Source organism: Pseudomonas sp. M20, from assembly GCF_045037865.1.
Taxonomy (GTDB): Bacteria; Pseudomonadota; Gammaproteobacteria; order Pseudomonadales; family Pseudomonadaceae; genus Aquipseudomonas.
On sequence record NZ_CP173611.1, the window covers coordinates 1,084,063 to 1,098,291 of the forward strand.

The following is a 14,229-nucleotide window of genomic DNA, read 5'->3' on the forward strand; positions in this document are numbered from 1 at the left end:
CTGATGGCCCCATCGCTGGCAAGCCAGCTCCCACAGGGTTTTGAGTCGTACACAAAACTGTGTTCCAACTCGATACCTGTGGGAGCTGGCTTGCCAGCGATAGCTATCTAACAGGCCACGCAGATATCAACGCTTGTCGGCCTTATCCGGCAACGGCGCAAACAGCGCTTCGATATCATCACTCTGCAACTTCCAGTCCCCGGCCTTGCGCCCATCCAGCACGCCTGCCGCCAAGTCGGATTTTTCCTTTTGCAGGTGCTGAATCTTCTCTTCCACAGTGCCCCGGGCAATCATCTTGTAAACGAACACCGGTTTCTCCTGACCAATCCGGTACGCCCGATCCGTCGCCTGATTTTCGGTCGCCGGGTTCCACCACGGGTCGTAGTGAATCACCGTATCCGCTTCCGTCAGGTTCAAGCCCACGCCACCAGCCTTCAGACTGATCAGAAAAATCTGACGCTTACCGCTCTGGAATTCTTTCACCGGCGTACGTCGATCACGGGTCTGGCCGGTCAGTAGCGCGTAGGACACGTTGCGTTTTTTCAGCTCTTCCTCGATCAAGGACAGCATCGAGGTGAATTGCGAGAACAGTAGAATCCGCCGTCCTTCTTCGAACAACTCATCGAGCATTTCCATCAGGCTGTCGAGCTTGCCCGAGGTGCTGCCGCGAGCGGGCAGGGTGGCGTCGTTGACCAGACGCAGATCACAGCAGACCTGGCGCAATTTGAGCAGCGCCTCAAGAATGATGATCTGGCTGCGCGCCACGCCTTTGCGGGTGATCTCGTCGCGGACTTTCTTGTCCATCGCCAGGCGCATGGTTTCATACACATCGCGTTGCGCTTCGTTGAGGTCGACCCAATGGATGATCTCGGTTTTCGGCGGTAACTCGGTGGCAACCTGTTCCTTGGTCCGGCGCAGCAGAAACGGTTTTATCCTACCGTTCAAGTGCTGAAGTCTGACTTCGCTACCGCGCTTTTCAATCGGCACGCGGTAATCGGCGTTGAAGCTTTTCACGTCGCCGAGCCAGCCCGGCAGCAGGAAATGGAACAGTGACCACAACTCGCCCAAGTGGTTTTCCAACGGCGTACCGCTCAGGCACAGGCGCTGGCGTGCGTTCAGCTCTCGGGCGGCCTGTGCGGCTTTGCTGTTGGGATTCTTGATGTACTGCGCTTCATCCAGCACCAACACATGCAGCGGCTGCCTGGCCAGACGTTCGACGTCTTTGGGCAGTAGTGCGTAAGTGGTGAGGATCAGGTCAAAATCGCCCAGATTGTCGAAGTGCTTCTTGCGCGTGGCGCCGTACAGCGCGACCACTTTCAGTTGTGGCGTAAAGTGCGCCGCCTCATCGAGCCAGTTCGGAATCAGGCTGGTTGGCATCACCACCATGCACGGCCGATCCAGACGCCCGGCGTTTTTCTCGCTGAGAATATGCGCCAGGGTCTGTAGGGTTTTACCCAACCCCATATCATCCGCAAGAATCCCGCCGACCTCCAGTTGCCGCAGCGACTGCATCCAGCTCAAGCCTTCAAGTTGATACGGGCGCAGTGTCGCATTCAGGCCTTGCGGCGCTTCAACGCTGAAATCACGAATATCGCGCAGGCGTTGCGCGAACGTGCGGATCTGCTCGCCACCCTCCCACAGCAGCGGCAGGCCTTCCAGAGAGTTGAGGCGAGTGGCGTCGGCCTTGCTCAGGCGCAGGGTGGTTTCGCCCGGCTCCTGCAAATAAAACTCGCCGAGCGTCATCAGCACTGGTTTCAACCGGCCCAGAGGCAACGCCACCTGCAGTGGCCCGTGCTCAATATTGCGTTGCGGGACGTTGACCAGAATCAGCTCGTCATCGCGACGGCGCGCGAGGCGTTCCGGGTTGAGGATTTCCGCGTGCGAGCGCATCAGGTTGAGCAAAATCGGCAGCAGGCTCAGGCGCTCACCGTTGACGATGATCCCCAGTTCCAGATCAAACCAGTCGCGATCCGGCACCTGCTCTACGGTGGCATACCAATCATCCACGGCGGTCAGATCGAAGCCGAATTCCTCATCGATCTGCAGCTCCCAACCTTGGCTGCGCAGTTTCGGCAGGTCGTTGAGGGTGAAGGTCAACCAGGCGCTGTCGTTGACCATCTCGTATAGCTCGCCGGCGCTTTCCGGCAGGGCTTTACTCTGGCGGGTGGCGATGCGAAAGCCGAGGATGCGCAACTGTTCGCGGTAGGACTGCTCGACATCCGGGTGACGTTTGACACGTAGCGTCTGACTTTCCTGACGAATCAGGATATCGCTGTTCTTTTGTCCGCTGACATATTCATCCAGATAGCTGAATGACAGCGCCGCGCGATGCTGAATGTAGCGCTGCATCTTGCCGTTGCGCGGTTCGAAAGCGCTGAACTCGACACTGGCCAGCCACAGGCGTGGCAACGGCTGCACGTTATCGACCAGCACTTGCGGCGGCGCTTTCGGGCCACGGTTTTCCAGCACGGCTTGAAGTTTCTCCAACAGCTCGGCGTCTTTGGCTGCGGCGGGGTAATCGAGTGTTTCCTGCACTTTCAGCAGCACCGCTGCGCAATGTTTGCAGTTGCTGCGAACCGGGCAGGTACAGCCGGCATCGACCAGCAGCAAGGTGCCTTTGGCTGACTCGCGCAGGTGAATGGTCTGACGGTACACGTTACCGCCAGAGCCTTCGCAACTGGCGGTGATCGTTGCATCGCCGACTTGGGCGATGCGTACCCGGTTTTCCAGGGCGTAGCGACGGCCACGCTCCAGGCTCTGTTCCTTGAATCGGCTGACCCAGGAGGGCGCCAACGGTTTACTCAGCGGCGGGTTCATAAGGACTTCGATCAGTCCGGAATCGCTTCAGGTGCTTCCCGTGGCGCAGGCGCGGTCAGAGAAGTGATCTTGATCAGCAGGGCCAGATGGCCGTTGTCGAGATAGTTGAGCTGGCCATTCTTGGTGTGGCTGTCCTGTTTCAGGCGCTCGCTGGCAGTGACCAGGCCATTGGCGTCGATCTGATTGACCCAGAAGTCGGCAGTCACGTCGGTGAAGCGCCCGAGCTTCATCTCCAGCGTGCCTTCGATCGGGAACTGGCCGAACTGCTCCTGGCCGTCGCTGACCGCGACTTTCGCCGGCGCTTCGCCGAGGGTTTGCTGCCAGGCCTTGTGCATCAGCACGCTGTAATCGCCGCTGGCGGTGAGTTTGGTCACCACGTCATTCAGCGCAGGTGTGCGTTTGCTGTCCTCACCCAGGCGCAGAGCGCCAGCGGCCCAGTCTTCCGGCGCGGCACGGCTGACGATGGCCGGCACAGCGTTCTGGCGCACCAGAATCATTTCGACCTGATACAGGTCATCGGCAAACGCCATAGGTGCTACGAAGGTCAGTAGCAAAGTCAGCGAACGAAACAGGCGCATTGGGCGTCCTTCAAACAGATTTCGGGAGGAGGCGCTCAAACAGCGCCTCTACAGTATTAAAGCGCTCTTCCGGGCGTTCCATTGGTACCTGGAACTTGAACATCGTCGCGCCTTCGAATTTGTAGCGTTTTGGCTGGCTCTGGATCAGTTTGATCAGCGTCATCGGATCGACCGGCGTCTGCGCTTCGAACTCGATGCGCCCACCTTGCGGCCCGCCGTCGACCTTCTTGATGCCCAACTGCTCGGCCTGCAACTTCAGCGCCGTGATGCGCACCAGATTTTTCGTCGGTTCCGGCAACAAGCCGAAACGGTCGATCATCTCGACTTGCAGATCCTTCAGACCTTCCTCGTCGGTGGCCGAAGCGATGCGCTTGTACAGGATCAGCCGCGCGTGAACGTCCGGCAGATAGTCTTCCGGAATCAGCGCCGGCACCCGCAGGTTGACTTCCGGGCCGCCGCCGAGCGGCTGGTCGAGGTTCGGTTGCTCGCCCTTACGGATCGATTTCACCGCGCGTTCCAGCATCTCCATATACAGCGTGAAGCCCACAGCCTGAATTTGTCCGCTTTGACCATCGCCAAGCAGTTCGCCAGCGCCACGGATTTCCAGGTCGTTGGTCGCCAGGACGAAACCGGCACCGAGATCCTGAGTGTTGGCGATCGCCTCCAGACGCTTTTCCGCGTCCGAAGTGATTTGCTGGCGCGGCGGCGTCAGCAGGTAAGCGTAAGCCTGGTGGTGACTTCGGCCGACACGACCACGCAACTGGTGCAGTTGCGCCAGACCGAACTTGTCAGCGCGTTCGATGATGATGGTGTTGGCGCTCGGCACGTCGATACCGGTCTCGATGATGGTCGAGGCTATCAGCACGTTGAAACGCTTGTGATAGAAGTCGCTCATCACCTGTTCGAGTTCGCGCTCGCGCATCTGTCCGTGACCGATGCCGATGCGTGCTTCCGGTACCAGCTCGGCGAGGTCAGCAGCGCATTTCTCGATGGTTTTCACATCGTTGTGCAGGTAGTAAACCTGACCGCCACGCAGCAATTCGCGGAGCAGGGCCTCTTTGACCGTGCTCTTGTTCTGCTCCATGACGAAGGTGCGCACTGACAGACGTCGCGCCGGCGGCGTGGCGATGATCGACAGGTCGCGCATACCCGACACCGCCATGTTCAGCGTGCGCGGAATCGGCGTGGCGGTCAGCGTGAGAATGTCGACTTCACTGCGCAGGGCCTTGAGCTGTTCTTTCTGACGGACACCGAAACGGTGCTCCTCGTCGATGATCACCAGCCCGAGGTTTTTGATTTTGACGTCGTCGGACAGCAGCTTGTGCGTGCCGATGACGATGTCGATCTTGCCTTCGGCCAGATCGGCGATCGCCGCGTTCACTTCCTTGGCCGACTTGAAGCGGCTCATCACTTCGACGGTCACCGGCCAATCGGCGAAGCGGTCGCGGAAGCTGTTGTAATGCTGCTGGGCGAGGAGGGTGGTCGGCACCAGAATCGCCACTTGACGGCCACCGTGTACGGCGATGAACGCTGCACGCATGGCCACTTCGGTCTTGCCGAAACCGACGTCGCCGCAGACCAGTCGATCCATCGGTTTCGGCGCGAGCATGTCCTCGCGCACGGCTTCGATGGTCGACTGTTGATCCGGGGTTTCTTCGAACGGGAAACCGGCGCTGAACGTCGCGTAATCGGCTTTCGGGTCGGCAAATGCGTAGCCTTCGCGAGCAGCGCGGCGGGCATAGATGTCGAGCAATTCAGCGGCAACGTCGCGCACCTGTTCGGCGGCTTTGCGTTTGGCTTTCTGCCAAACCTCGGAGCCGAGGCGGTGCAGCGGGGCCAGGGCATCGTCGCTGCCGGTGTAGCGCGCAATCAAATGCAGGTTGGCCACCGGCACGTAAAGCTTGGCGTTCTCGGCGTATTCGAGGGTGAGGAATTCGGCCGCCTGATTGTCGATTTCCAGAATCGTCAGGCCCAGATAGCGGCCGACGCCGTGGTCGATGTGCACCACCGGCGCACCTTCGCGCAGCTCGGTGAGGTTCTTGATCACCGCATCATTGCTGACGTCGCTGCGTTTCTCGCGGCGACGACGTTGCATCACGCGTTGGCCGAACAGCGGACTTTCCGCGACCAGTGCCAGCGCCGGGTCATCGAGCATCAGGCCTTCGTCGAGCGGGGCAATGGTGATCGCCAGACGATCCTTGCTCGCGACAAAGTCCGGCCAGCTATCGACGGTTTTCGGGCGCAGCTTCAGACGTTCGAGCAACTCCAGCAGCACTTCGCGACGGCCGGCGGATTCGGCGGTGAACAGCACGCGACCGGGGAATTCATCGAGAAATGCCGACAGCGCTGCCAGCGGTTGCGTGGCTTTGGCTTCAATCGCCAGATTCGGCAGTGCCTGCGCGGGGAAGCGCTCGCGGCCGACGCCGCTTTCCACGTCTTGCTGGCTGGCGACCACACGCGGCCAGCTCTTCAGGCGGGCGAAGCAGTCTTCCACCGGCAGGAACAATTCGGCGGGTGGCAATAAAGGACGCGATGGATCTACGCGGCGCTCTTCATAACGATTGCGCACGTCGTTCCAGAAATTCTCCGCCGCTTGCTCGATGCCTGGCAGCGAGAACACTTGCGTGTCTTGCGGCAGGTAATCGAACAGCGTCGAGGTTTCGTCGAAGAACAGCGGCAGGTAGTACTCGATACCGGCCGGGGTAATCCCGCTGCTCAGATCCTGAAAGATCGGGCAGCGCCGGAAGTCGACGTCGAAACGCTCGCGGAAGCGTGCCTTGAAACGGGTGACCGCGTCTTTCTGCAGCGGAAACTCACGGGCCGGCAGCAGCTTGACCGAATCGACCTTGTCGATGGAACGCTGGTTTTCCGGGTCGAAGGTGCGCAGGGTCTCGATTTCGTCATCGAACAGGTCGATGCGGTAGGGCAGTTTACTGCCCATCGGGAACAGATCGATCAGCGCGCCGCGTACGGTGAACTCGCCGTGCTCATAAACGGTGTCGACGTAGCGATAGCCACTGGCTTCGAGGCGCGCACGCATCTGTTCAACGTCGAGCTTCTGGCCGACATCCAGTACCAGACTGCTGCCGAGCAGGAACTTGGTCGGCGCCAAGCGGTGCAACGCCGTGGTAATCGGCACCACCAGTACGCCATGCGCCAGCTCCGGCAGCCTGTATAAGCTGGCGATGCGCTGGGAAATGATGTCCTGGTGCGGCGAGAACAGGTCGTACGGCAGGGTTTCCCAGTCGGGGAAATGCAGCACGGGCAAATCCGGGGCGAAGAAACTCAGCTCCTGTTCCAGTCGTTCAGCACTCTGGCTGTCGGCGGTCAGTAGCAGGGTGAAGCGCTTGGCAGCGCTGGCAGCCTCGGCAATCGCCAGGCTGAGGGCAGCACCGGGCAGATTGCCCCAATGCTGTTTACCTGCCTCGGCAGGGAGTAGCGGTAGACGCAGAACGGGCACGGAAGGTTGAGCTCCAGGCTTTGCGACAAAGTCGGTAATTGTAGCGGCGTCCGGTGCCGCCTGTCAGTTGCAGACTACGTCTATCTTCGTTGTTTGGACGAAATGTAGTGGTAACCATAAAAACCAGCCGTTTTTTAGCGATTATGTAGTGCCGAAACCGGGTGGTGTTACGGAGGGTTACAGACATCGTCTAACAGTCGTCGAAAAATTGACTGCGCTGGAAGCCCCGGTTTTACTGGGCTTTAGAGGGGCGTAATTTTTTTGAACGGAATGTTGTTACCGATTTCGCGACAAGCGCGCATTGCTGAATGAGGTTGTCGGCGGCATAATGTAGCCCCTTTTTTCTGCCCCTACATGTGGAAGGTTACCGTGACTCAGAAGCCCGACCAGTGTCTTGGTGAATGGATCGACCGTGAAGCACTCGCAGAAGCGATGATTCCGCTTATCGGTCAGCTCTACCGCAATAACAACGTGGTGAGCTCGATCTATGGCCGCAGCCTGATCAACCAGTCTGTCATCGCGATTCTCAAAGCTCACCGCTTTGCGCGCCACCGTTCTTCCGACGACAGCGAACTCTCCGTCCACGAAACATTCCCACTGCTCAAAGCCATGAGCGAGCTCAAGCTCGGCGCGGCTTCGGTAGATCTGGGCAAGTTGGCGTTCAAATTCCGTAACGAAGGCAATGGCCGCAGCGCCGAGCAATTCGTTCGTGAAGAGATGGCTGACGTGGTTGGCCAGCAAAACGCTTCCGCACGTAAAGGCACCGACGTTGTGCTGTACGGCTTCGGTCGTATCGGCCGTCTGCTGGCGCGCATCCTGATCGAAAAAACCGGTGGTGGCGACGGCCTGCGTCTGCGTGCCATCGTCGTGCGCAAAGGCGCCGAAAACGATCTGACCAAACGCGCCAGCCTGCTGCGTCGCGACTCGGTACACGGTTCGTTCAACGGCACCATTACCATCGACGAAGAAAACAACACCATCACCGCCAACGGTAACCTGATCCAGGTGATCTACGCGAAGAACCCGACCGAGGTGGATTACACCCAGTACGGCATCAAAGACGCGCTGCTGGTGGACAACACCGGTGTATGGCGTGACGCTGATGGCCTGGGCCAGCACTTGCAGTGCCCGGGTATCGACCGCGTTGTTCTGACCGCGCCTGGCAAAGGCAAGCTGAAGAACATCGTTCACGGCATCAACCACGGTGAAATCACCGCTGATGACAAGATCGTGTCCGCCGCTTCCTGCACCACCAACGCCATCGTGCCGGTGCTGAAAGCAGTAAACGACAAGTTCGGCATCATCAACGGTCACGTCGAAACCGTTCACTCGTACACCAACGACCAGAACCTGATCGACAACTTCCACAAGGGCGATCGCCGTGGTCGTAGCGCCGCGCTGAACATGGTCATCACCGAGACCGGTGCTGCCACCGCTGCTGCCAAGGCCCTGCCTGAGCTGGCCGGCAAGCTGACCGGTAACGCGATCCGTGTTCCGACGCCAAACGTGTCGATGGCCATTCTCAACCTCAACCTTGAGAAAGCCGCCACCCGTGAAGAGATGAACGAGTACCTGCGCTACATGGCGCTGCACTCCGATCTGCACAAGCAAATCGACTTCGTCAATTCGCAGGAAGTGGTTTCGACCGACTTCGTGGGCTCGCGCCACGCCGGTGTAGTCGATGCTGAAGCGACCATCGTTCAGGACAACCGCGTTGTTCTGTACGTCTGGTACGACAACGAGTTCGGTTACAGCTGCCAGGTTATCCGCGTGATGGAAGACATGGCTGATGTGAATCCGCCAGCGTTCCCGCGCTAAGCGATAGCTGCACATGAAAACGCCCCGACTTTGGTCGGGGCGTTTTTGTTTGTGTGCCTTTTAGAAGTGTGTTGTCAGTACCGGCCTCATCGCGAGCAGGCTCACTCCTACATGGGGATTTGTGAACGACACAGATCCAATGTAGGAGTGAGCCTGCTCGCGATAGCTATTTAACGAGCGCCGCCGGGTATGGCCGCTTGCGCGGTGCGTAACTCATGCTTATTGCCACGAAACAACACCAGCGTCGCAATCAACCCCAACACCGCCGCACCACTGAGCCAGATCCCCGGCGCAGCCTTGTTATCCAGCACATGAATCAGATACGTACACGCCGCCGGGGTAAACCCGCCGAACGTCGCTGTCGCCAGGCTGTAAGCCAGCGAGAACCCGGTCGTACGCACTTCCACCGGCATGATCTCGGTCAGCGCCACCACCATCGCGCCGTTGTACGAGCCGTACAGGAACGACAACCACAACTCGACGATCAGCAAATGGCTGAAGCTCGGGTTCGCCACCAGCCACGACAGGGCAGGGTAGGCCGTCAGAATTGCCAGAATCGTCGCCGCCAGCAGTAGGGGTTTACGTCCGATCCTGTCGGACACTGAACCCATCACCGGCAACCAGAAGAAGTTCGACAGACCGATACATACCGTCACCAGTAACGCGTCGAAGTCCGACAGGTGCAGCTCAGCCTTGCCGAACGTCGGGGTGTACGCGGTGATCAGGTAGAAAGAAACCGTGGTCATCACCACCAGCGCCATGCCAGCGATGACGATGCCAAAGTTCTGACCGATCGAGCGGACGATTTCCCGCAGGGTAGGGCGGTGTTTTCTGGCCTGGAACTCTGGGGTTTCCTCCAACGAGCGACGAATGACGAAGATCACCGGCACAATCATGCAACCGATCAGAAACGGCACGCGCCAGCCCCAGTCACCCATTTGTTCCGGACTCAGCCAGTGGTTGAGGCCGACGCCGAGCAAGCCGGCGAAGACCACCGCCGCTTGCTGACTCGCAGACTGCCAACTGACGAAGAAGCCCTTGCGGCCCGGTGTGGCAATCTCGGCCAAATAGACAGACACACCACCCAGTTCCACGCCGGCTGAGAAACCTTGCAACAAGCGGCCAAACAGTACGAGCAGCGGTGCGGCGACGCCGAGGGTGGCGTAGCCCGGCACGCAGGCAATCAGCACCGTACCGGCAGCCATCAACGCCAGCGTGATGATCAGTCCTTGGCGACGACCATGGCGGTCAATGTAGGCGCCGAGGAAAATCGCCCCCAGCGGACGCATCAGGAAACCGGCACCAAAAGTAGCCAGCGAAAGCATCAGCGAAGCGAAGGCACTGTCGGTGGGGAAGAAGGTTTTGGCGATGGCCGTGGCGTAAAAGCCATAGACCATGAAGTCGAACATTTCGAGAAAGTTGCCGCTGACAACGCGAAAGATCGCTTTGCCTTTGCCCGTGATGGAGGACATGTTCAGGTACTCACTATTGGATTTTGTATAAAGATGTTGCAGATCCTTTAATTCATAATGGCCGCCGCGGTTTTACGGAGAGATGAATAATTGTTCACTGGACGCTTGTTTGGGCTTGTGATTCTGGCTGGCGTATTGGCTGGCTGCGGTAATGGCGAGTCCATGGAACGCTTCGGCGGGCCGACCATGGGCAGCACGTATTCGATCAAGTACGTGCGTCACGCTGGCATGCCTGACGCGACGCAGGTTCGCAGTGAAGTGGAGGGCATCCTCCGCGAAGTCGACCGGCAGTTGTCCACCTATCGCAATGACTCGGACATCGAGCGCTTCAACGCTTTGCCCGCCAACAGCTGCCAGAAAATGCCTGGGTCGATACTCGAATTGGTCCGCACAGGCGAACAGCTCTCAGCGCAAAGCGAAGGCTCCTACGACCTGACCGTTGAACCGCTGATGAACCTCTGGGGCTTTGGCCCACAAGGCCGCGAAGAGAAAGTCCCTGATGTCGCTGCGCTGGCTGAAGTAATGCAACGGGTTGGCCACCATCATCTGCATATCAATGGCGATCAGTTGTGCAAGGACGCCGCCGTCGAAGTCGATTTCAACAGCATCGCCGCCGGTTATGCCGTCGACACCATCGCGGTAAGGCTCGATGCCATGGGCATCCACGACTACCTCGCTGAAGCCACGGGTGAGTTAAAGGCAAAGGGTCGAAAGCTCGATGGCTCACCCTGGCGCATCGCCTTGGAAGAGCCCCGTGACGATCAACAGGTCGCCGAGCGCATCATCGATGTCGACGGCTATGGCGTTTCCACCTCCGGCGACTACCGTAACTATTTCCTGCAGGGCGGCCGGCGTTATTCCCACACCTTCGATGCACGGACTGGTGCACCGGTCCTACACGACCTGGCGTCAGTCACGGTGATTCATCCTTCAGCGCTGATGGCCGATGGACTATCGACGCTGTTGCTGATTCTCGGCCCGGAAAGGGCGTGGGACTATGCCGAAAAACATGACATTGGTGCATTCTTTGTGATTCGTGCCGATACAGGTTTTGTCGTCCGCACCAACACGGCTTTCGAACGCCTCAGTGGCAAGAAAACTGACTGAGAACAATACGAAAGCTGGCGTTGTAGTGCAGGCAAAAGTAGCCTACGACGCGACCAAGGGTTAATGTGCGCGGCGTTGACGCTTCTATAGACTGTGTCCGGGTTCTTGATTGACCCCCAATTGTTCCTTCGCGCCGCCGTTCGGCGTGATTTAGCCGCCGGTGCTGCTGGCACCGCGGCCTGTTCTGAGGAGTACGCATGGCTGTCTACAACTACGACGTGGTGGTACTGGGTTCTGGCCCGGCGGGAGAAGGCGCGGCAATGAACGCCGCCAAAGCAGGGCGCAAGGTCGCGATGGTCGACAGCCGTCGCCAGGTCGGCGGCAACTGCACCCACCTCGGTACCATCCCGTCCAAGGCACTGCGTCACTCGGTGCGGCAGATCATGCAGTTCAACACCAATCCCATGTTTCGGGCGATCGGCGAGCCACGCTGGTTCTCCTTCCCGGACGTGTTGAAAAGTGCCGAAAAGGTTATTTCCAAACAAGTCGCTTCGCGTACTGGCTACTACGCCCGTAACCGCGTCGACGTGTTCTTCGGCACCGGCAGCTTCGCCGACGAGCAAACCATCGAAGTGGTCTGCGCCAACGGTGTGGTCGAAAAACTGGTGGCCAAGCACATCATCATCGCCACCGGCTCGCGTCCTTATCGCCCGGCGGACATCGATTTCCACCACCCGCGTATCTACGATAGCGACACCATCCTCAGCCTCGGCCACACCCCGCGTAAACTGATCGTTTACGGCGCCGGCGTGATCGGTTGCGAATACGCGTCGATCTTCAGTGGTCTGGGTGTACTGGTTGAGCTGGTCGATAACCGTGGTCAGTTGCTGAGCTTCCTCGACTCGGAAATCTCCCAGGCGTTGAGCTATCACTTCAGCAACAACAACATCACCGTGCGCCACAACGAAGATTACGATCGCGTTGAAGGCGTCGATAACGGCGTGATCCTGCACCTGAAATCCGGCAAGAAGATCAAGGCCGACGCCTTGCTCTGGTGCAACGGCCGTACCGGTAACACCGACCAGCTCGGTCTGGAAAACATCGGCGTCAAGGTCAACAGCCGTGGCCAGATCGAAGTCGACGAGGCTTACCGCACCTGCGTGCCGAACATCTACGGCGCCGGTGACGTGATTGGCTGGCCGAGCCTGGCCAGTGCCGCCCACGACCAGGGTCGTTCGGCTGCTGGCAGCATCGTTGATAACGGTAGCTGGCGCTTTGTGAATGACGTGCCGACCGGCATCTACACCATTCCGGAGATCAGCTCGATCGGCAAGAACGAGCAGGAGCTGACCCAGGCCAAAGTGCCGTATGAAGTGGGCAAGGCGTTCTTCAAGAGCATGGCGCGTGCGCAGATCGCCGGCGAGCCGCAAGGCATGCTGAAGATCCTGTTCCACCGTGAAACCCTGGAAGTGCTGGGCGTGCACTGCTTCGGTTATCAGGCATCGGAGATCGTCCACATCGGTCAGGCGATCATGAACCAGCCGGGCGAACTCAACACCCTGAAGTACTTCGTCAACACCACGTTCAATTACCCGACCATGGCCGAAGCCTATCGGGTAGCGGCGTACGACGGCCTCAACCGGCTTTTTTGACGGGCTCCGGCCGGTGGCCTGAGCCGGCCGGGGAGACCGATTTCAGCAATTCTCGAGGGTGGCAGTGGCCAAACCGGGAAAGTCTGTAATCAGGCTGTCAACGCCGAAGTCGGCGAGTCTGCGCATCAGTGCAGGCTCGTTGACGGTCCACACCGACACATGCAGCCCCTGACGCTGCGCCTTCTGCAAGCGTTCCGGCGTACACAGCGTCCAGTTCAGCGCAAGAATCTCACAGCCATAACTGGCCGCGACCTTCAACGGGTCGAGCCAGGCGTATTCGGCGACCAGTCCGCGCGACACATCCGGCACCAGATCCAGCGCCGCTTTCAACACTTCCCGCGAACTCGAGGTGATCGTCACCTTGTCGAGCAGGCCATGCCGTTGGGCCATTTCACGAATCGCCAGCACCGTGGTTGCCGCGCGAGTGCGTGAAGCGCTTTTGACTTCCAGTTGCCAGTGCTCGAAATCGCACTTTTCGAACAACTCTTCCAGCGTCGGAATCGGGCACGGCTTGATCCAGCCCGGGCCACCCTTGCGCGCGTCGTAAGTGACCAGTTCGGCGGCGCTGTGCTCGACAACTTTGCCGCGCCGCTCCGTGGTGCGCTTGAGGGTCGGGTCGTGGATGACCATCAACTCACCGTCCTTGGACAGGTGCAGATCCAGTTCGCAGCGGCGCACGCCGTGCTTGAGACATTCCTGAAAACTGCTCAGGGTGTTTTCCGGTGCTTCGCCCTTGGCGCCGCGGTGGCCGTAGATGAGAGTCACGGTTCTTCCTTAAATTAAATGCCTGATTCGTTCTGTTCGCGGGCCAGACGTCGTTCCTGTGCCTGCTTCTGCAAGATATAGCGGGCGAGCAACTGGCGCTGGGCATCGGTCAAGTGTTCGAACTCGGTGCCGACGTCATAACCTTCGCCCTTGCGGTCGCAATGGGTGACACGTGCGCGCAGCAGCAGGCCCAGCGCTTGCGGCATCAGCACCAGTTTCACCGACAGGTGTGCACCGGTGGCAATCGGCGTCGGATACTGAAAGTCGATCCCGCCTTCGGAGATGATCACCGGTTGCGGCTCGCCGATATGGCCGAGCACGGTCAGGGCGACCACCTGGCTAAGCAGGTCGATGCGCTTGTTCTGGGATTTCAGGAACGCAGCGATGGCCCGGTCGCGCTCGCTGATCTGGCGCAACAGGTGCTGCGACTCGAATTCGCTCAGGTGCAGTTCGCTGAGCAGGTTGAAGAGTGGGGAAGCATCCTGCAACACTTCCTGGCCTGCGGCTTCGGGAGCGGACAGGGGCCGAATTTCCAGTGCGATCGTGTCCTCGATACGGTAGTATTCGCGGCGATCTTCTTCATCTAATGTCGACATGGCGAACCCATGGTAGCGGCGGTG

Annotated in this window: 9 protein-coding genes; 3 read left to right on the top strand and 6 right to left on the bottom strand. The window is 59.3% G+C overall.

The genetic code is table 11. The annotated features are described in order from the left end of the window. Nucleotides 1-126: 126 nt before the first annotated feature. From ACI514_RS04905 to mfd, 3 genes are read right to left on the bottom strand one after another with little or no spacing between them, the layout of a single operon-like run. Nucleotides 127-2,817, bottom strand: a complete 2,691-nt coding sequence (locus ACI514_RS04905) for a DEAD/DEAH box helicase (RefSeq protein WP_405123175.1) — start codon at nucleotides 2,815-2,817, stop codon at nucleotides 127-129. A gap of 11 nt (nucleotides 2,818-2,828) precedes the next feature. Then, nucleotides 2,829-3,395, bottom strand: coding sequence for a CsiV family protein (locus ACI514_RS04910; protein ID WP_160058818.1), 567 nt, complete (start codon nucleotides 3,393-3,395; stop codon nucleotides 2,829-2,831). Nucleotides 3,396-3,405: 10 nt separating this feature from the next. Then, nucleotides 3,406-6,855 (bottom strand): transcription-repair coupling factor, encoded by a 3,450-nt coding sequence (gene mfd, locus ACI514_RS04915; RefSeq protein ID WP_160058817.1) that lies wholly within the window; start codon nucleotides 6,853-6,855, stop codon nucleotides 3,406-3,408. Between the two features lie 354 nt (nucleotides 6,856-7,209). Between mfd and ACI514_RS04920 the strand changes: the two genes are divergently transcribed. Continuing rightward, nucleotides 7,210-8,673, top strand: a complete 1,464-nt coding sequence (locus ACI514_RS04920) for a glyceraldehyde-3-phosphate dehydrogenase (protein ID WP_016986741.1) — start codon at nucleotides 7,210-7,212, stop codon at nucleotides 8,671-8,673. A gap of 170 nt (nucleotides 8,674-8,843) precedes the next feature. Here ACI514_RS04920 and ACI514_RS04925 read toward each other — a convergent pair whose 3' ends face one another. Next, a complete protein-coding gene (locus ACI514_RS04925) occupies nucleotides 8,844-10,145 on the bottom strand; it encodes an MFS transporter (protein ID WP_405123176.1) in 1,302 nt (433 codons plus the stop codon). 90 nt (nucleotides 10,146-10,235) lie between these two features. Here ACI514_RS04925 and ACI514_RS04930 point away from each other — a divergent pair, with 90 nt between their 5' ends. Together ACI514_RS04930 and sthA are read left to right on the top strand one after the other, a co-directional pair. Then, complete coding sequence (locus tag ACI514_RS04930; RefSeq protein WP_405123177.1) at nucleotides 10,236-11,252, top strand: FAD:protein FMN transferase; 1,017 nt, start codon at nucleotides 10,236-10,238, stop codon at nucleotides 11,250-11,252. A 197-nt stretch (nucleotides 11,253-11,449) separates the two neighbouring features. Further along, on the top strand, nucleotides 11,450-12,844 hold the full coding sequence (gene sthA / locus ACI514_RS04935; RefSeq protein ID WP_007984277.1) for a Si-specific NAD(P)(+) transhydrogenase: 1,395 nt from the start codon (nucleotides 11,450-11,452) through the stop codon (nucleotides 12,842-12,844). Between the two features lie 42 nt (nucleotides 12,845-12,886). Here sthA and ACI514_RS04940 read toward each other — a convergent pair whose 3' ends face one another. Together ACI514_RS04940 and ACI514_RS04945 are read right to left on the bottom strand one after the other, a co-directional pair. Further along, nucleotides 12,887-13,609, bottom strand: coding sequence for a glycerophosphodiester phosphodiesterase (locus ACI514_RS04940; protein WP_016986737.1), 723 nt, complete (start codon nucleotides 13,607-13,609; stop codon nucleotides 12,887-12,889). Nucleotides 13,610-13,623: 14 nt separating this feature from the next. After that, nucleotides 13,624-14,205, bottom strand: a complete 582-nt coding sequence (locus ACI514_RS04945) for a PilZ domain-containing protein (RefSeq protein ID WP_016986736.1) — start codon at nucleotides 14,203-14,205, stop codon at nucleotides 13,624-13,626. Between the last annotated feature and the right edge of the window lie 24 nt (nucleotides 14,206-14,229).